Here is a 17,657-nt window from a genome sequence, read left to right as displayed (position 1 = left end):
CCAGGAGGGGTGGCGCAGGTATCCGGCGCGGGTGCGGGTGGTGTAGGTGATCTCGGCGACGAGGCGGGGCAGGACCCAGCGGGCTCCGGGCACCTTGGGGGCGGGGGTGAAGGGGCAGGTGGTCCAGGCGGCCACCGCGAGGAGGTCGGCGAGCCGGCGGCGTTCGGGGTCACTCCAGCCGGTGCCGACCGATCCGATGTAGCGCAGGGGGCCGTCGTGGAGTTCGCCGAGGAGGACGGCGCCGGGCAGTCCGGCCAGCCGGCCGGTGCCGGGTACCCAGCCGCCGATGACGGCATCGGTGGTCTGCACATTTTTGATCTTGAGCCAGTCGGTGGAACGTACGCCCGGCCGGTAGGGCGACGTGAGCCGTTTCGCGATCACGCCCTCCAGCCCGGCTTCCCGGGTCGCCCGAAGTGCGCTTGCGGCGTGGTCGACGACGGCCGTGGGCACCGACCAGGCCGGTCCGTGCAGGCCGAGGCCGGTCAGGGTCTGGCGGCGTTCGGTCCAGGGCCGGCTGGTGAGGTCCCGGCCGTCGAGGAAGAGCACGTCGAACACCACCAGATGCACGGGGACCCGCAGCGCCAGGCGGGCGGCGCGGTCAGGCTTGCGCGCCAGGCCCATGCGGGACTGCAGGAGTTCGAAGTCGGGACGGCCGTCCGCGTCCGTGGCGATGATCTCCCCGTCCAGCACCGCCGACCGGCCGCCGAGCGCGGCGGGCAGGCCGTGCAGCTCGGGATAGGCGGCGGTGACCGCATGCCCGCCACGGGAGCGGATCGTCACCGTGCCGTCGCCGGGCAAGAAGGCCAAGGCACGCTGGCCGTCCTGCTTGGTCTCCACCGCCCACTGGTCGTCGCCGCCGGGCAGCGGCAGGTTCCCGGTGGAGGCGAGCATGGGTGCGAGGACGGGAAGCGGGTCCATGGGCCAGGTGTGGCCGCAGTCGTGCGCGGCGTCACCTGGGCAGCCGGACATTCCCCCGGACAGCCCCGCCACCAGCGCCGCGGATCACCTGCGGCCGACCCTGCGGAGTGACTCTGCTGCTCGGCTCGTTCGCATCAGCCTCTGCCAGTGCCCCGGCATGCTTCTCCTCTGGGACGGTCCCGGACCCGTACGGCCGGGACGTAGCAGAACGCGAGAGGTGACGACGTGCTCACGCGCTGCCGGGTCAGCTTGCGAGTAAGTGGCCGCGTTCTGAGGTGAATTCGGCGGATCGCAGCCGATGAAGCGGGGGGACGGCTCAGCTGCGAGTTCGCCCCGTGCCTCGCGTGGGAAGCGCAGGTGCGACCTGTATGGATGGGGAGCCGTGCGCGGTCGGTACGGGGCGGGTGTGTCGTGTGCCGGTTCCGCGGGCGAGGGTCTCGGTGAGGTCGGCCAGCAGTGTGCCGGGGGTGTAGGGGGAGGCCGTGACGCTCCAGGTGGGGTGGTCGATGCTGGGGCCGGCCCAGATGGTCCAGGTGGCGAGGGTGCTGTTGGGCTGCTGGGCGGCGAAGGCGTCGAACTGGATACCGGCGTCTGCGGACGGGTTCGTCGCGGAACCGGGACCGGGATCTACGCTGGGCACTCCTTCCGCCCCGTCCGAGGAGTAGCCTGCCGTCGGCCTTCGTCCACCGGATCACCAAATACGACCCTGCCGAGCCCAGCAGACCGTCGTGGGGACTCTCCAGGCAGAAGGCGGTATAGCCACCGGTGCCGTCCTGGCCGAACATGCGGAAGCCATCTCCGTTCAGGTTGCGTCAGGGGCACCCGGAGTGTCGTGCAGGACAGCACTCTGCTTGAGCGAGATACGTCTCATGTTGATGGCGGCGACGGCTGCCATGCCGTCGCGGAACGCCTGCGCGGTGTCGGACGGTTAGGGTCTGCGTGGTGGCGGTCATGACCGGGCCCGTTTCGTAAGGCGCGGGTCGAGGCCGTACTGCTCGTGGGCGCCGAGGTTCTCGCGCAGGGTGGGACCTTCGTAGCCGTCATGGAACAGGCCGTGTTCCTCCAGGATCGGGACGACCTGGTCGACGAAGGCGTCGAAGCCGTCATGGTAGCTGTCGACGGCGATGGAGAAGCCGTCGCATGCCCCTGCCTCGAACCACTGCTGCATGTGGTCGGCCACGTCGTCGGCGGTGCCGGCGACCACCGGGTGGTAGTCGATGACGCCGTGGGCGAGCACGTCGCGCAGCGTCCAGCCTTCCCGGGCCACTGCGAGGGCGCGGGCGGAACGCGGGTCGTGCGGGCTGGGCACGGCGTCGGCGAGCTGATCCGCGGTCAGCGGCTCGTCGAGCTGGGCGGGGCCGAGAGGGAGGCCGATCATGGCGCCGAGGTAGCGGACGCGTTGGTTGAGGTCGACGACCTCGTCCAGGAAGCGGCGCCGTTCCAGGGCGGCCTGGCGGGAGGCGGCGATGGTCGGCATGAAGCCGGCGAGCATCTTCACCTCGTCCGGGCCGCGTCCGGCGCGCTTGGCGGCGTCCCGCAGGGCCTGGCGCCGGGCGCGGGCGGCCTCGATGGTGTACGGATTGGCGTAGACGCCGCTGGCGTAACGGCCCGCGAGTTCCAGGCCGTAACTGCCGCCGCCCGCCTGGAAGATGACCGGCTGGCCCTGCTCGGACGGGGGAATGGGCAGCGGGCCGCGGGAGGCGGCGTGCTTGCCCTGCAGGTTGACCGGCTGGATCTTGTCCATGTCGGCGAACCGCTTGCCGTCGACGTCGAGCAGCCAGGCGTCCTTCTCCCAGCTGCCCCACAGTGCCTGGACGATCTGGATGACCTCGTGGGCACGCTCGTACTTCTCCGCGCGCGGCGGGATCGTCGCGCCGAAGTTCGCCGCGGCGGCGGGGTCGGAGGTGGTCACCGCGTTCCAGCCGGCCCGGCCGTGGCTGATCACGTCCAGGGCCTTGAACTGGCGGGCGAGATTGTAGGGCTCGGCGAACGTGGTGGAGGCGGTGGTGACCAGGCCGATCCGCTCGGTCTCGCGGGCGAGGACGGTCAGGATCAGTAGCGGGTCGATCATGTGGTGCGGGGCATGGTGGTCGAGGTCGACGTCCAGGACCGGGGTGTCCGCGATGAACAGCAGCTGGATTTTGCCGCGCTCGGCGGCCTGCGCGTACCGCACGAACTGGTCCATGTCCGTGTAGCTGTTCAGGTTCGCGCCCGGCAGTCGCCAGGCCCCGGGTGCGGCCCCGTATCCGCCGCTGAACTGCATGCCCAGGATCATCTGTCGGCTTGTCATGGTTACTTCTCCAGACCGGGCCACGAGAAACGGAGATTACCTCCGTTTACCTTCTCGAGAACGCGGAGGCATCCTCCGAATGGTCAAAAGCTGTGCGGGCGCCGGTCTCGGGCCGGCAGAGTGGCGGCCCGGGACCAGGTGCCGGATCGTTCCTACGGGCGGAGGAACTACGGCCTGTCGAGGACTCCCGGGGTGTCATGCAGGACCACGCTCCGCTGCAGCGGAACCCGCTCCGTGCGGAGCGTGTTCACCGGTGCCGCCGGGTCAGCCATGCCGAAGGAGATTCCGAACAGCAGCTTGAGCTCCGCGGGGACAGCCAGGAACTCACGGACGGTGTCGGCGTAGACGCCGAGCACGGTCTGCGGGACGCCGGCCAGCCCCCGGGCCGCCAGCGAGAGCAGGAAGTTCTGCGCGTACATGCCGATGTCGCCGGCCGTCCGCACCCCGTCGCCGAGCGCCGGCATGAACAGGAAGGCGGCATGGGGAGCGCCGTAGAACTCCAGGTTCTCGCGGACGTGCGCCCTCCTGCCGTCCCCGTCCGAGCGCTCGACGCCCAGGGACCCGTAGACCATCGCGCCCAGGGCCTGCGACCGCTCGTGGTAGATGCCCTCGCCGTAGCCATGCGTGAAATCCGGGGAGGTCCGCCCCTCCTCCTCGGCCCGGAGCAGCTCTTTGGCCAGGGCGTCCCGCGCCGCACCCGAGACGACGTGCACCGTCCACGGCTGGGTGTTGCTGCTCGAGGGAGCCGTCTGTGCGTCTTCCAGCACGCCACGGATGTCCGAAGGGGACAGGGCGGTGGGCAGGAACCGCCGGGGGGAGCGCCGGGAGCGTACGAGGTCGGTGAACGGTGATGCGGTGCCGGGCAAGGCGATTCCTCTCCATGATGCGCAGTCGCCACCGCGACGGCCGGGCGGTACGGCAGGCAGGCTTGCGGACGCTCGCGGGGAGCGGCGTGCCGGGACCGCGGGCCGCGGCGCGGGGACTGTGCGCTCTTCGTTGTTCGACTTGTCTGTCTGTGGCGTGCCGACGCCGCCCTCGTACCGGTGCGTTCACGAGAGCCGCGCCGGGCAGGTCAGCGGTGGGCGGCGCGGTTCATCTCGATGACGTGGTCGAGCGTGGGTTCGGCCGGGAGGGCGGCCCTGCGCTCCATCATGCTGTCGCGGACGGCCCTGTCCTTGACGGGATCGGCCGCGGCCAGGGCGGCGGGAAGCTCGTCGAGGGTGAGTTCGGTGCAGTAGGCGGGCCCCATCGGCTGCTGACGCCAGGAGTCGGCCAGGCCGCCCGCGTCGTACGGGTCGAAGCCCGTGTCGTCCACCAGCCTCATGGCCACCTTCCGCGCCTCGTCGGAGTCACCGGCGACCGGGATGGCGATACGGCCGGGGGTTCCCGCCGGGACGCCCCGCGTCCGCTGGGTTTCCGCCAGCGCGGCGTTCCATGCCTTGACGACGGGACGGCCGAGCTGCTCGGCGGTGTACACGCTCTCCACCTGGCCGTTGTCCACCGCCTCGATCTGCCCGCTGAGGAGGCCCGGGTAGTAGTTCGACGTGTCGATGACCACCGTCTCGGCGGGCACCGACGCGAACAGGTCCGCCAGCTGCCCCGCCACTCCGAACGGGATCGCCAGGACGATCACGTCCCTGCCCTGGACCGACTCCTCCAGGGCCACGGCGCGAGCCCCGGACTCCAGCACGTCGGCCGCTACGGCCTCGGGGCCGCGGGCGCCGGCGACCTGGACGTCGTGACCTGCCGCGCTGAGCTTGGCGGCGAGATTCCCGCCGATGGCACCGGGGCCTATGACAGTAACTTTCATGATTTGTTCCTCGGAAGGGTTGGGCTGCCCTGGAGAGCAACGCGAAGTGACGGCTGGGTGGTGGCGCCACCTGGCGCTGCGGGGGTCGGGGCAGGGCGAGGGGCCTACCTGGCGGCCTACGCCGGGGTGTGTCCCCCCTGGCTGTAGCCGTTCGCGATGAGCGTGCGGAGCCGGTCGAGGGACTCCCTTTCGGCGCCGTTGCCCTTGATCCAGGCAAGGGCACAGGCCGAGAGGAACAGATCGCGCCCCTGCACCGACGCACGCACACGCCCCGCGAGCTGCGCGGCTCGCACGTACTGATCGGTGGCGGTGATGAGGATGTCGCAGGGAATGGTGAGCGGGTTGTCCGGCTCCTGCGCCCGGGCCGCGGCCATGAGCGGGTCCGGCAGGCCGTTGAAGGCGCTGAAGTACTCCTCCATCGCCCGCAGCCACTGCTCCAGCGCCTCGGCCGGGTCGCCAAGCTGATCGATGTCCGCCCGGCGGGCCACCAGCTCCTCGGAACGCGTCTGCAATACGGCCGCCAGCAGCGCCTCCCGGGTGGGGAAGTGCCGGTACAGGGTGCCGGGCCCGACGCCCGCCTCCTTGGCCACCGCCTCAAGGGAGGTGCCGACCCCGTGCCGCAGGAAGTGACGCTGCGCGGTCTCCAGCAGAGCAACGCGGTTGCGCTGGACGTCCGCACGGGGCTTACGGCCCCGCTGTTCACCGGCACTCATGTGCCGCCTCCTGCCTGCCGTGATCCTGCGGCCACATCAAAACGGATGCCGCCTCCGCACGGGTACGAGAGTAGAACGGAGGCGGCATCCGGTCAACTGGCGGCCCTGCCACGGAGCCCGGACACCACACGTCAGGGGGTGAGCTGCTGGGTGCCCTATGACGGAGAGCAGTTCGAGCTTGCTGTGGCTCTCCGTGCCGGGGCGGGTGGTCAGCACCACCAGGCTCTGGGAGCGGGTCTCGGTGAACAGGATCTGGGCGTCGACCTCGATGCGGCCGAGTTCGGGATGGACGACGGTCTTGCAGTCGTCGTAGCGCTGTGCGACCTCCTGGAGTTCCCACATGCGGACGAACTCGGGGCTGTGTTCCTGGAGTTCGGCGAGGATCCGGGCGGCCCGGGGGGTGTCGCTGCCCGCTGTCAGCGCGGCCCGCAGACGGGCTGCCTGGGCACGGCCGTGACGTTCGTGGGCCTCCTCGGGAACCATCAGACGTTCGGCCGGGTCCATGAACCAGCGGTAGTAGCCGCAGCGGGCCAGACCGGTGTGGCGGGTCTGGTCGCCGAGCAGCGCCACGGCCAGGGGGTTCATCGCGAGAGTGTCGAACAGGTCGGTCTGCACCATGGCCGGGGAGTCGTCCAGGCGGTCCAGGACCCGCATCAGCGTCGGGCTGACATGCTCGGAGCGCTGGAAGCGGGCCGGGGCGTTGTGGCCGATGAGCACGAAGAGATGGTCGCGCTCGTCCAGAGTCAGCCGCAGCGCACGGGCGAGAGCGGTGGTGATCTGGACGGAGGGCTGCGGAGCACGCTGCTGTTCCAGCCGGGCGTAGTAGTCGGTCGACATGCCGGCGAGCTGGGCGACCTCCTCGCGGCGCAGTCCTTGAGTACGCCTGCGCGGTCCCTCGACCAGGCCGACATCGCGGGGCCGCAGGGTCTCACGCCGGTGGCGCAGGAATGCCGCCACTTCCTTCCTGTCCATGGCCTCATTCTCGCCGCATGCCGGCCGACTAGCCAGGGACCGCCGATCCATGGCTGAGCACTCCTCACCCACCCGCGCGAACCGGCCCGGCCCGGGGGCTCGTCGTCCGGCGTGGCCGACACGACGAGGTGTGCCGTGTCGGCCGGGCGCTCGCGTGCCCGTCTGCGTTCAGCTACAGCCGGTCAGCTGCCGGCGATCATGGCGAGGACGTCGTCGTAGGAGCCGGTGGCCACCGCGTCGCGGATGAACCGGGCGCCCTCGACGACGATCTCCTTCGCGTCGGGCTTCTCGCGCAGCAGGTCGAGGGCCTGGGTGAGGAAGTCGTCCAACGGCATGGCGTGCTCGTTGTCCTCCTGGCCCAGCAGGGTCGTGCGCACGCCCGGCGGGGCCATCTCGATCACCTGGACGCCGGCGTCGGCAGCGGTGAGCTGGACGCGCAGGCTCTCGGAGAAGGAGTGCAGCGCGGCCCTGGTTGTGCTGTAGGCCGGGGTGCTCGGGTACGGGACGAACGCCAGGGCGGAGGTGACGTTCATGACGACCGCGTCGTCCTTGCCCGCGAGCAGGGGCAGGAAGGCGTACGTCATGCGGATCGTGCCGAGCAGGTTGATCGTGACGTGGTCCTCGGCGACCGGGAGGTCGGCCGGGTCCAGGAGGTTCTCCCGCAGCATGATGCCGGCGTTGTTGACCAGGACGTTCAGCTCCGGGTGGCTCGCCGCCACGGTCTCACGGGCCCGGGCGATCGAGGCGGGGTCGGCGACGTCGAGGGTGAGCGCGTCGATGCCCGGGTACTTGGCCGTGATCTCGTCGAGGAGTTCCTTGCGCCGGCCGGCGACGATCACCTTGTTGCCGGCCTCGTGCAGACGCAGGGCCAGACCGAGGCCGATGCCCGAGGTTCCGCCGGTGATCAGGATCGTGTTGCCGGTCATCTTCATGGGGGTCGTGCTCCTTCGGTACGGCGGGCAGGTGAGCGCCCGCAGCCTCGACCGTAGAGGCGCCCGTGCGGGGGCGGGAGAGGAAGGCTTGTCCATGGATCGGCGGTCCCTGGCTGGGCCGCCGCACTGCACACGGGCCGGGTACCGGGTGGTCGCCGATGAGCGATCAGCGGCTCGGCTCGTAGGCGAGCTGCTTGACATGCCGCAAGGTGAGGGCGGTTTCCACGGCCTGTACGCCGTCGAGGCCGCCGATCTTCTCGCTGAGGTAGGTGTAGAGCTCGCCCGTGCTGGGGCCGGCGACGGTGGCGACGACATTGGCCTGGCCAGTGGTGGCGCCGGCGAAGCGGACCTCGTGGTGTGTCGCCAGCTTCCGTCCGACGGCGTCCAGTGCGGAGGGGGGCACGCTGAGCCAGAGCATCGCGCTGATGCCGTGTCCGAGGGGCTCGCGGTCGTGCTGCACCTTGAAGTAGAGGATGCCCGTGGAGCGCAGCCGCTCCAGGCGCCGCTTGACAGCGGACTCCGACTGGCCGGTGCTGGTCTGGAGCTCGCCGAAGGTCGCCCGGCCGTCGCGCCGCAGCACGGCCAGCAGCGCCTCGTCCGCTCCGTCGAGAGTGAGGGGAGCGGGTGCCGGCTCGCTGTACGGCGGACGCAGGGCCGCCTCCTGGTCGGGTGCGAGCGCCTGGGTCTTGTCGAGCCAGCCGAGGGGACCGCCGTAGAAGGTGTGCAGCAGGCAGTGGGCCGTGACCGAGACGACCTGAGGTGTGCGTTGCAGGCGGTCGAAGAGCAGCTCGTCGCGGGCCTGCCGGCTGCGGGGGCCTCATGGCGCACAGCACTTCGGTGCCACCGGAGATCAGATCGACGTGCGAGGTGTCGGAGCGCCGGGCCAGCGCGTTGGCGAGCTGTCCGGCCACGTCGGGAGGGCAGCGCAGCCGGACGATCCAGCTCTGGCGGCCCAGCAGGCTCTCGTCGGTCATGCCGACGATCCTGAGTCCGGCGGTGGCACGCAGTCTGCGGAAGCGGCGGGCGACGGTCTGGTCGGACACTCCGAGGACCTCGGCGATACGGCTGAACGGTGCCCGCCCGTCCACCTGGAGCGCGTGCAGCAGCTTCAGGTCGAGCGCGTCGGGTGGAGGGGACTGCATCGGTGGCTCCTGTTGCCCTGTTGCCTTGTTGCCTTGTTGCGAGCGGGTGATGTTCACGTCATGCCGCACGACAGCGCCGGGCGGCCCGGGACCGAAAGGGTCCCGGTCCCAGGCCGCTGAGCGGCGCCGCACCCGTCCCCACGGTCGGCGCCTGTACCGGCACTGCGGCTGTCCGCTCTTGAGCCGTGCCGGTACGTCGGGTGTCTCCGCGGCGCGGGGCCGGCGCTCAGCGAGGGGCGGCGGCCGTCCGCTGCCCGTCTGTCGTCCGAGTGCCGGCGGCGGGCAGGTCGGGGCTGCGAGGCCCTTGGACGGTGGCGGCCGGGCCTCCGGCCGCCAGGGCCGACTGCGGCGGTCGGCGCAGCAGGACGCATCCCACCGCGGCGGCCAGCAGGGTCAGGACGGCCGCGACGACCAGACAGAGCTGAAGACCGTCGATGAACGCCTGCGACAGTGCGCCGAGGACACGCGAGGTGTCCGCGCCGAGGTGAAGCCCGCCGACCGCGCTCAGGCCGCCGGCGTCCGCGGCCGCGGTGACGCGCCGGACCGTTGCCCCGTCCAGCCCCGCGGCGGTGAGGTGTCCGGGCAGAGCGTCCACGGCCCGGGCGGACAGCAGCGCGCCCAGGACAGCGGGGCCGAGGGCGGCGCCGAACTGACGGAAGGCGTTGTTGGCGGCAGCGGCCATACCGGCCTGGTGGAACGGCACCGAACTCACGGCGGTGGCGGTCATCGGGGTCATGACGAACGACACACCCAGGCCGAGCAGGGCCAGCCGCCAGGCCAGTGAACCGAACGAGGTGCCGGCGTCGATCGTGGTCAGCGACAGCAGCGCGACCGCCGCGAGCACCAGGCCGCCGGGAATCAGCACCCGAGGAGACACCCGGTGCACCAGGCGCCCCATGGGGACACCAAGGACCAGCGGCACCATGCACACCATCAGCAGCCGCCAGGCCGACGCGAGGGTGCTGAGCTGCTGGACCATGCCGAAGTAGAGGCTGAGGGCGAAGAAGAACCCGATGAGCCCGAGGAAGCTGATCATGGCGATCAGCGCGGTGGCGGTGAAGGAGGGGCTGCGGAACAGCGTCAGGTCCAGCATCGGGCTGGGGCTGCGCCGCTCCACCAGCACGAAGGCGACCGACGCGACCACGGCGGTGGACAGGGCGAGCAGCACCTTGGCATCGGTGAACGAGCCGGCGCCGGCCTCGATGATCCCGTAGACCAGCGCGGTGATGGCCGGCGCGGCGGTGAGCTGACCGGGGCTTGCAGAAAAGTCCATCGCCGCAGGTCAGCGGGTAGCCAGGAGACCGGTCCGAAACGCACAGCCATCGATTCGGAAACGTTCAGCCGATCATTCACGGCAGCTGTAGTTCCTTGATCGGTAGGGTGTTGTTGCTGGTCAGGTCATTGCGGTAGCGGTGATGTTGTTCCATCTGCGGTGGGCTTCGGCGGCTTGGTGTTGGTGGTGGCGGCGCCAGGCGGACCAGTGCAGGAGGTGGTCGCGGTCGCGTCGGGGGCGGGGCAGGGCGGTGATCCGCAGGAGTCGGAGCAGTTCGCGGCCGCTGGCCGGGACGAGTTCGCTGCCGGTAGTGGTGACTGTGGTGGTGCGGGCGCGGGTGACGGCCAGGACGGCGGCGGCGAGCATGCTGATCAAAGTCCAGCGCATCCAGGAGTTCCAGCAGGTGGTCTGGCCCTGGTCGAGGCCGCAGACGCCCTTGGCGGTCTGGAAGTCCTCCTCGACGCGCCACCTGCAGCACACCACATCCACAAGATCGGCCAGGGTGACGGGTGTGGCCGAGTGGCAGCGGTAGAAGGAGAGTTCACGGGTATAGCGGTGACGGCGGACCAGGACGGTGGCGTGCCCGGGCCGGTGTCCGTCGGGGGTGTCGTCGGGCTGGATGTCGAGCATGGCCCAGTCGTAGTGGCGGTCGCCTTTGAGGCCGTGGCCTGTGCGCAGGCGCATCCAGCTCTTCTTCGGGATGTGGGCCGCGAGGTCGGTGACGGTCAGGCGGCCGACGGCGGTGTCCACACGGTGATCGGTGCGGACGACCAGGGCGTAGTCGAAGCCGAGTGCGCGGGCGCTGTGCCGCAGTTCCTTGCCGCCGTAGACCTCGTCGCCGGCCAGCCACCGTGCCTGTATGCCCAGGTCGCGGGCGTGGGTGAGCAGGGCGGCGGTGATCTGGGGTTTGGTGGCGAACATGACGTGGTCGGGGACATGGGTGAGCAGGCGCCGTTCCTCGTCGGCGGCCCATTCGGCGCCGAGGTACAGGGCCCGGTCGATGGGGGCGTGCCCGTGCCGGCTTGCGTAGGTGAGGTGGACGGCGACCTGGCACAGTCCGATACCGGCCAGTGCTCCGGAGTATTGGCGGGCCGCGCCGACACAGTCCGTGGAGGACTTCTCGTCCCCGGTCTCGTCCACGATCAACACCGCGTCCGGATCGGCGAGTTCAGCGGCCGTCCAGGCAGTGATCCGGTCCCGGGCCCGGTCGTGATCGACGACCGCGCGGGACAGGAAGTGCTGCAGTCGGTGCGGCCCGCGGTGGCCAAGGGCCTCGGCGAGTGTCCAGCAGTTACGCGTGTCCAGTTCCATCAGCATGGCCTCGGTCATCTCCCGTACCAGGGCCCGTGGTTCACGGCGTTCGAAATAGTCCGCGATCTCTTCGGTCACCGCCCCGAGCGCCGCCGTCCATGTCTGCTCGGCTATCGTGGCCTCCGCGGCCACCTGGTTCTGAAACGTCGTCACAAACGTTCATGATCACAGTGGCCGTACTCATGCCCGCAGGCACCCCACCATCCCGCTGACCAGCCTCAACTCGCGACGCAGCCACATCTACAGCTGCCGTGGCTGTGCGCTGATGGGCCGGTGAAGACCCTGGTCGAGCTGTCGCTCGCGGTCGAGCACCGGCGTGGGCACGGCGCCCTGTACGCCGCGCTGGACCGGGGCTGGCTGGAGCCGGCCCGACTGCGTCGCACGCTGGCCAGCTTGCCGCTGCCGAAGGCGGCCAACGGCAGGATCGTGCTGGCCGTCGACGTGAGCAACTGGCTCCGCCCCGACGCCCCCACCAGCGACGACCGGCTCTTCGGCCACGTCTACGGACGCGGCGACCGCAAGACGGACCAGTTCGTGCCGGGCTGGCCGTACTCCTTCGTCGCCACCCTGGAGACCGGCCGGACCTCCTGGGTCGCGTTGCTGGACGCCGTGCGCCTGGGGCCGGCCGACGACTCAACCGCCGTCAGCGCCGCCCAACTACGTGATGTCGTGAAGCGGTTGACACAGGCCGGACACTGGCAGCCGGGCAGCCCGGAGATCCTGATCATGATGGACTCCGGCTACGACGTCGCCTACCTCTCCCACGCCCTGGCGGACCTGCCTGTCGTCCTGGTCGGACGCCTGCGCTCGGACCGCGTCATGCTCCGCGACCCCGGCCCCGCCCGCTCCGGGCCGAAGGGCGGACGGCCGCGTCGGCACGGCGGCGTCCTCACCTTCGCGAAGCCCGAGAGCTGGCATCAGCCCGAGGTCACCACGCTCACGGACACCACCCGCTACGGCACCGCGGAGGCGATCGCATGGGACCGGATGCATCCCAGGCTCACCCACCGCGGCCCCTGGCTGGACCACGCTGAGGAGGAACTTCTCCGGTCTGGCTGTGGTGTTCGGCCACCGCTGCCACCGGCGCGGATGTGGACCGCTGGTGGCAGTCGTTCCTCCGCAGATTCGACCTGGAGCACACCTTCAGGCTCCTGAAGCAGACGCTCGGCTGGACTGCCCCGAAGATCCGCCACGCCGACAGCGCCGACCTGTGGACCTGGCTCATCATCGCCGCCCACACCCAACTTCGCCTTGCCCGGCCGCTGGCCGAGGACCTCCGCCGCCCCTGGGAGCGGCCCGCCGAGCCCCGCCGCCTGACCCCTGCCCGGGTGCGGCGGAGGTTTCGCAACATCCGCCCGACTACCGCTCGCCCAGCGGCGGCACCGAAACCGTCCAAGCCAGGCCCGGGACGGCCTCCCGGCTCGAGGAACAAGCAGCGGGCCACACGTCACGACGTCGGAAAGACAGTCAAACGCGCCGAATCTCTCAAGGAACACCAAGCCCGACGAGGATAAATTCCAAGCTAAGTTCTTGAATGTTGACCCCTCTGGTCATCCTGCGCGGCTCTACTGCGGCGCGCAGCCGCGCAGGACGGACGCGATCAGGTCGTCCAAGCCGTGCTCAGCCGCCTCCGGCGGCAGGACGCCGCTCACCGTCAGGTTGGCGTAGCCGTGCAGCGCCGCGATGACTGGCAAGGCAATCCGTTCGAGTGGTCCCTCGCGTACTTCGCCCTGGCGCTGTCCGTCGCCGATCAGCTCCAGGAGTTGGTCGGACCATCGGTGGGCGGTCGCCCCGAGTGCTTCTGACGCCTGCGGACTGTGCTTGGCCGAGAACATCAGGTCGAGCAGCGCGGCGTTGGCCACGGTGAAGCCTACGTAGGCGCGGGCCGCACCATCCAGCCGGTCGGCGAACGCCTCACCAGCGCCTTCCTGTGAGGCTGCGATGGTCTCGGCGAGCCGCTCGAACCCGGTCAGCGCTAGGGCGTCCAGTAGTGCCTGCTTGGACTTGAAGTGGCGACTCGGCGCGGCGGGGCTCACCCCGATCTCGCGGGCCAGTTCGCGCAGGGACAACGCGGATGCACCCTTCTCGCGCAGTGTCGTCTCGGCTCGCGCGAGCAGCGCGGCGGGGAGGTCTCCGTGGTGGTAGGGCCGGCCTGTCATGCTCTCAGCCTAGCCGGGTGTACGCGACACATACATTGTTTACGTTGACCACATTGTGATCGGTGTATACATTAGGGTGATGGCAAAGAACGCGCACACCCAATCCTGGAACACCACCGACATCCCCGACCAGACCGGCCGCACCGCCGTCGTGACCGGCGCCAACAGCGGCCTCGGACTCGCCGCGGTCCACGCCCTGGCCGCCGCACCAAGGACGGCTTCGAGACCCAGTTCGGCACCAACCACCTGGGCCACACCCCTGCAGAGGAACGGTCGATGATAGGACACGAGGTGAGCGTCCGGCTCACCGTCGACGGCACCGATCGGCAGCTCGACCTCGACCCGCGGGTCACGGTGCTCGACGCCCTGCGCGACGAGCTCGGCGTGACGTCGGTCAAGAAGGGCTGCGACCACGGGCAGTGCGGCGCCTGCACGGTGATCGCGGACGGGCGGCGGATCGTGTCGTGCCTCGCGCTCGCGGCGTCGTACGACGGGGCGGAGGTGACCACGGCCGCCGGGCTCGGCACCACCGAGCGGCTGGGCCCGATGCAGCAGGCCTTCGCGGACCGCGACGCGCTGCAGTGCGGCTACTGCACGCCGGGCCAGGTCTGCTCGGCGGTCGCGATGCTCGAGGAGGCCCGCGCCGGCATGCCGAGCCACGTCAGCCCCGACGTCGCCGCGCCCGACGTCGACCTCACTGACGCGGAGGTCCGGGAGCGGATGTCGGGCAACCTCTGCCGGTGCGGCGCCTACGTCAACATCGTCGCGGCTATCCAGGACGTCGCCCGTGCCGGAGCGGGTGGCGCGGCATGAGGCCCTTCGCCTACGAGCGGGCCGCCACGGTCGAGGACGCGCTCGCGCTGGCGACCGACGGCGGGGTGTTCCTGGCCGGGGGCACCAACCTGGTCGACCACCTGCGGCTCGAGATCCGGGAGGCCGAGCGGCTCGTCGACATCAGCCGGCTGCCGCTCGACGAGGTCCGCGAGCGCGCCGACGGCGGGCTCGCCATCGGCGCGGGCGTGCGCAACAGCGACCTGGCCGCCCACCCGCTGGTGCGGACCCGCTACCCGTTCGTCACGCAGGCGCTCGTCGCCGGAGCGTCGGGGCAGCTGCGCAACATGGCCACTACTGGCGGCAACCTCCTCCAACGCACCCGCTGTGTCTACTTCCAGGACGTCACCACCCCCTGCAACAAGCGCGAGCCCGGCAGCGGCTGCTCGGCGGCCGAGGGCTTCGGCCGCTACAACGCGATCATCGGCACGTCCGAGGACTGCGTCGCGGTCCACCCCTCCGACCTCTGCGTGCCGCTCGCCGCGCTCGACGCCGAGGTGGTCGTGGCGGGGCCGGCCGGCGAGCGGCGCATCCCCTTTGGTGACCTCCACCGCCTGCCGGGCGACCGGCCCGACCTCGACACCACACTCGAGCCGGGCGAGCTGGTGCTCGCGGTCGAGTTGCCGCCGCTCGACCTGGCGGTCCGTTCCCGCTACCGCAAGGTGCGGGAGCGGGCGTCGTACGCTTTCGCGCTGGTGTCGGTCGCGGCGGCGCTCGACGTGGCCGACGGCGTGGTGCGCGACGTGCGCCTCGCGCTCGGCGGCGTCTCCCACCGGCCGCACCGGGCGCGCACCGCGGAGGACGCCCTGCGCGGGCAGCCCGCCACCGCGGCGCAGTTCCGCACCGCGATCGAGGCCGAGCTCGACGCGGCCCGACCGGGACCGCACAACGCCTTCAAGGTGCCGCTTGTGCGCAACACCGTGGTCGACGTGCTGTCCGGGCTGGCCGAGGGAGGCGTGGCATGACCACTACTGTCGAGCCGAGTGCGCCCGCCGGGACCACCGAGCAGCCGGGTATCGGCAACGACCGGATGCGGGTCGACGCGCCGGCGAAGGTCACCGGCACCGCTCCCTACGCCTACGAGCAGCCCGTCGAGGAGCCGCTGTACCTCGTCCCGATCCTCTCCACGATCGCGCGGGGGCGCATCGCGGAGATCGACGACGCGGCGTGCCGCGCGCTGCCCGGCGTGCGGCTCGTCCTGACCCACGCCAACGCGCCGCAGATCCGGGTCAGGACCGACGCGGCGCTGGTCATCCTGCAGTCGACCGAGGTGCACTACCGCGGCGAGTTCATCGGCGCCGTCGTCGCGGACTCGCCGCAGGTCGCGCGCGAGGGCGCGGGCCTCGTGCAGGTGACGTACGACGAGCAGCCGGCGGAGCTTGGCTTCGTGATCGACGACCCGAGGGCCACCGTGCCCCGCCGGGTGAACGCCTTCAAGCACGGGTCCTACGAGCGCGGGGACGCCGATGCCGGCCTGCAGCGCGGCCGGCTGGTCGAGGCGGACTACAGCCTGCCCATGGAGTTTCACGCACCCATCGAGCCCAACGCCGTCACCGCGATCTGGCACGACGTCTCCGCGCTCCATCCGCGCACCACGCGGCTCACGCTCTACGACGCCAACCACGGCACTGGTCTCCACAACAGCCTGCTCGCGCCGGTGCTGGGCCTGCTGCCGGGCCAGCTCGAGGTGATCTCGCCCTACATCGGGGGCTCGTTCGGCGCCAAGGGCTTCCCGCACCCGCACCTCGTGCTGGTCTCGATGGCGGCGCGGCTGCTGCCGGGCCGGCCGGTGAAGTACGCGATGACCCGCCAGCAGATGTTCCGCAGCAGCGGCAACCGTCCCGCGAGCAAGCAGCGGATCCGGCTGTCGGTCGAGGACGACGGTCGCCTGGTCGCGATCGACCACCAGAGCTGGGCGCCGACCTCGCGGCTCAAGACGTACATCGACCAGACCGTGTCGGCGACCCGGATGATGTACGACGTCCCGCACCTGCGCACGATCCACCACGTGGTCACCCAGGACGCGGCACCGGGGATCTTCATGCGCGCGCCCGGCGAGTTCAGCGGGATGTTCGCCCTGGAGACGGCGCTCGACGAGGCCGCCCACGCCATCGGCATCGACCCGATCGAGCTGCGGGTGCGCAACGAGCCGAGCACGGACCCCGAGACGGGGAAGCCGTTCAGCACCCGCAACCTTCTCGCCTGCCTGCGCGAGGGCGCCGAGCAGTTCGGCTGGGCCGACCTACAGCCGGTCGGCACCCGACGCGACGGCGAGTGGCTGGTGGGGCTCGGCGTCGCCAGCGCGACCTACCCCAACGTGCACTTCGTGCCCAACCGGGCCGGGATCCGCTACTCCGACGGGCGCTGGTCGGTGGAGATGCAGGCCAGCGACATCGGCACGGGCGCCTGGACGATCCTCCCCCAGATCGCCGCCGACACCCTCGGCGTGCCCGTCGACCGGGTGGATGCCGAGATCGGCCGCACCGGCCTGCCCTGGGCGATGATCGCGGGCGGCTCGAACGGCACCTACGACTGGGGTGACGCGGTCGTCGCGGCGGCCACCAAGTTCCGGCGCAAGCACGGCGACTCCCCAAAGGAGGGCGCCTACGAGACGGCCGCCGGCCGGCTGCCACGGGGCGCGCGCGGCTACTCACGGCACTCCTTCGGCGCGCACTTCGCGCAGGTGCGGGTGAGCACCGTGACCGGCGAAATCCGGGTCGACCGGATGGTCGGCGCCTTCGCGGCGGGCCAAATCATCAACCCCCGCACGGCGCGCAGCCAGCTCATCGGCGGCATGACGATGGGCCTGTCCGCGGCGCTCCACGAGGAGGGCCACCTCGACGAGCGGTTCGGGCACGTCGTCAACGGCGACCTCGCCGGCTACCACGTCGCCGCGCACGCCGACGTCGTCGGGCTGGAGGCGTTCACGATCGAGGAGCACGACCCGTGGTTCGGTCGCACCGGCGCCAAGGGCATCGGCGAGCTGGGGATCGTCGGGGCGCCCGCCGCCATCGGCAACGCGGTCTTCAACGCGACCGGCGTACGCCTGCGCGACCTGCCGTTCACCCCGGACCGGCTGATCATGGCGTGGGAGGCTCGCTCGTCGGGGTGAGGTGGCGCGCGTGGCACCTGCCTAGTGGTCTGACGCGTGTCTAGCTTTAGAGCCAATGCCGTTGCTTTTACCGTGGGCGTAGGCTGGTTGGCAGTGGGTCCCCGGGGGTGGTTGGTGTGGCTGCGAGTGCGTCTGACTTATCGGGTCTTGGTCTTCTGACCTGGGTGTATCCGCCGGGGTTGGTGGACCGGGTG

15 protein-coding genes and 3 pseudogenes are annotated in these 17,657 nt (G+C 70.9%); 5 read left to right on the top strand and 13 right to left on the bottom strand.

Annotation, left to right across the window (positions count from 1 at the left end; translation table 11 throughout):
• The 12 genes and pseudogenes from PUR53_RS05710 to PUR53_RS05655 all read right to left on the bottom strand — a co-directional run.
• Positions 1-918 (bottom strand): ATP-dependent DNA ligase (locus PUR53_RS05710; protein ID WP_329907590.1); only part of this gene is annotated, 918 nt, incomplete at its 3' end.
• A gap of 316 nt (positions 919-1,234) precedes the next feature.
• Positions 1,235-1,558 carry a DUF317 domain-containing protein gene (locus PUR53_RS05705; RefSeq protein ID WP_329907589.1) on the bottom strand — a complete coding sequence of 108 codons (324 nt, stop codon included), beginning with the start codon at positions 1,556-1,558 and terminating at the stop codon, positions 1,235-1,237.
• Between the two features lie 309 nt (positions 1,559-1,867).
• Positions 1,868-3,208 carry an NtaA/DmoA family FMN-dependent monooxygenase gene (locus PUR53_RS05700; protein WP_329907587.1) on the bottom strand — a complete coding sequence of 447 codons (1,341 nt, stop codon included), beginning with the start codon at positions 3,206-3,208 and terminating at the stop codon, positions 1,868-1,870.
• A gap of 167 nt (positions 3,209-3,375) precedes the next feature.
• Positions 3,376-4,074 (bottom strand): nitroreductase, encoded by a 699-nt coding sequence (locus PUR53_RS05695; RefSeq protein WP_329901303.1) that lies wholly within the window; start codon positions 4,072-4,074, stop codon positions 3,376-3,378.
• A gap of 206 nt (positions 4,075-4,280) precedes the next feature.
• Positions 4,281-5,018 (bottom strand): NADPH-dependent F420 reductase, encoded by a 738-nt coding sequence (locus tag PUR53_RS05690; protein WP_329901302.1) that lies wholly within the window; start codon positions 5,016-5,018, stop codon positions 4,281-4,283.
• 116 nt (positions 5,019-5,134) lie between these two features.
• Entirely contained in the window at positions 5,135-5,731 is a 597-nt protein-coding gene (locus PUR53_RS05685) for a TetR/AcrR family transcriptional regulator (protein ID WP_329901301.1), read from the bottom strand.
• A gap of 36 nt (positions 5,732-5,767) precedes the next feature.
• A complete protein-coding gene (locus PUR53_RS05680; protein ID WP_329907585.1) occupies positions 5,768-6,703 on the bottom strand; it encodes a helix-turn-helix transcriptional regulator in 936 nt (311 codons plus the stop codon).
• Positions 6,704-6,885: 182 nt separating this feature from the next.
• Complete coding sequence (locus PUR53_RS05675; protein ID WP_329907584.1) at positions 6,886-7,635, bottom strand: SDR family oxidoreductase; 750 nt, start codon at positions 7,633-7,635, stop codon at positions 6,886-6,888.
• A 166-nt stretch (positions 7,636-7,801) separates the two neighbouring features.
• Positions 7,802-8,215 carry an Lrp/AsnC family transcriptional regulator gene (locus tag PUR53_RS05670; protein ID WP_329907582.1) on the bottom strand — a complete coding sequence of 138 codons (414 nt, stop codon included), beginning with the start codon at positions 8,213-8,215 and terminating at the stop codon, positions 7,802-7,804.
• A gap of 478 nt (positions 8,216-8,693) precedes the next feature.
• A pseudogene (locus PUR53_RS05665) lies at positions 8,694-8,777 on the bottom strand (AsnC family protein); the annotation flags it as partial.
• A gap of 226 nt (positions 8,778-9,003) precedes the next feature.
• Positions 9,004-10,050 (bottom strand): MFS transporter, encoded by a 1,047-nt coding sequence (locus PUR53_RS05660; protein ID WP_329907580.1) that lies wholly within the window; start codon positions 10,048-10,050, stop codon positions 9,004-9,006.
• A 120-nt stretch (positions 10,051-10,170) separates the two neighbouring features.
• A complete protein-coding gene (locus PUR53_RS05655; protein WP_329907579.1) occupies positions 10,171-11,514 on the bottom strand; it encodes an IS701 family transposase in 1,344 nt (447 codons plus the stop codon).
• A gap of 102 nt (positions 11,515-11,616) precedes the next feature.
• Here PUR53_RS05655 and PUR53_RS05650 point away from each other — a divergent pair.
• Positions 11,617-12,875: pseudogene (locus PUR53_RS05650) on the top strand (NF041680 family putative transposase); the annotation flags it as partial.
• A gap of 51 nt (positions 12,876-12,926) precedes the next feature.
• Here PUR53_RS05650 and PUR53_RS05645 read toward each other — a convergent pair.
• The gene (locus tag PUR53_RS05645) at positions 12,927-13,520 is read right to left on the bottom strand and encodes a TetR/AcrR family transcriptional regulator (RefSeq protein ID WP_329907577.1); all 594 of its coding nucleotides are present in this window, start codon (positions 13,518-13,520) and stop codon (positions 12,927-12,929) included.
• A gap of 79 nt (positions 13,521-13,599) precedes the next feature.
• Between PUR53_RS05645 and PUR53_RS48075 the strand changes: the two are divergent.
• The 4 genes and pseudogenes from PUR53_RS48075 to PUR53_RS05625 all read left to right on the top strand — a co-directional run.
• Positions 13,600-13,728, top strand: a pseudogene (locus PUR53_RS48075) (oxidoreductase); the annotation flags it as partial.
• A gap of 68 nt (positions 13,729-13,796) precedes the next feature.
• Positions 13,797-14,333, top strand: a complete 537-nt coding sequence (locus PUR53_RS05635) for a 2Fe-2S iron-sulfur cluster-binding protein (RefSeq protein WP_329901293.1) — start codon at positions 13,797-13,799, stop codon at positions 14,331-14,333.
• A complete protein-coding gene (locus tag PUR53_RS05630) occupies positions 14,330-15,316 on the top strand; it encodes an FAD binding domain-containing protein (protein ID WP_329901292.1) in 987 nt (328 codons plus the stop codon). The genes PUR53_RS05635 and PUR53_RS05630 overlap by 4 nt, the downstream gene beginning before the upstream one ends.
• Entirely contained in the window at positions 15,313-17,463 is a 2,151-nt protein-coding gene (locus PUR53_RS05625; RefSeq protein ID WP_329907575.1) for a xanthine dehydrogenase family protein molybdopterin-binding subunit, read from the top strand. Before PUR53_RS05630 ends, PUR53_RS05625 begins: the two co-directional genes overlap by 4 nt.
• Positions 17,464-17,657: the final 194 nt, after the last annotated feature.

The organism is Streptomyces sp. SP18BB07, from assembly GCF_036322545.1.
Classification (GTDB): Bacteria; Actinomycetota; Actinomycetes; order Streptomycetales; family Streptomycetaceae; genus Streptomyces; species Streptomyces deccanensis.
The sequence above is the reverse complement of the archived record's forward strand: the minus strand, read 5'-3'. Positions and strand labels throughout refer to the sequence as shown.

Excerpts from the sequence above, each read along its gene's own strand:
- PUR53_RS05660 (WP_329907580.1), bottom strand. The coding sequence starts at position 10,050 with ATGGACTTTTCTGCAAGCCCCGGTCAGCTCACCGCCGCGCCGGCCATC.
- PUR53_RS05625 (WP_329907575.1), top strand. The coding sequence starts at position 15,313 with ATGACCACTACTGTCGAGCCGAGTGCGCCCGCCGGGACCACCGAGCAG.
- PUR53_RS05680 (WP_329907585.1), bottom strand. The coding sequence starts at position 6,703 with ATGGACAGGAAGGAAGTGGCGGCATTCCTGCGCCACCGGCGTGAGACC.
- PUR53_RS05675 (WP_329907584.1), bottom strand. The coding sequence starts at position 7,635 with ATGAAGATGACCGGCAACACGATCCTGATCACCGGCGGAACCTCGGGC.
- PUR53_RS05685 (WP_329901301.1), bottom strand. The coding sequence starts at position 5,731 with ATGAGTGCCGGTGAACAGCGGGGCCGTAAGCCCCGTGCGGACGTCCAG.
- PUR53_RS05630 (WP_329901292.1), top strand. The coding sequence starts at position 14,330 with ATGAGGCCCTTCGCCTACGAGCGGGCCGCCACGGTCGAGGACGCGCTC.
- PUR53_RS05690 (WP_329901302.1), bottom strand. The coding sequence starts at position 5,018 with ATGAAAGTTACTGTCATAGGCCCCGGTGCCATCGGCGGGAATCTCGCC.
- PUR53_RS05645 (WP_329907577.1), bottom strand. The coding sequence starts at position 13,520 with ATGACAGGCCGGCCCTACCACCACGGAGACCTCCCCGCCGCGCTGCTC.
- PUR53_RS05635 (WP_329901293.1), top strand. The coding sequence starts at position 13,797 with ATGATAGGACACGAGGTGAGCGTCCGGCTCACCGTCGACGGCACCGAT.
- PUR53_RS05700 (WP_329907587.1), bottom strand. The coding sequence starts at position 3,208 with ATGACAAGCCGACAGATGATCCTGGGCATGCAGTTCAGCGGCGGATAC.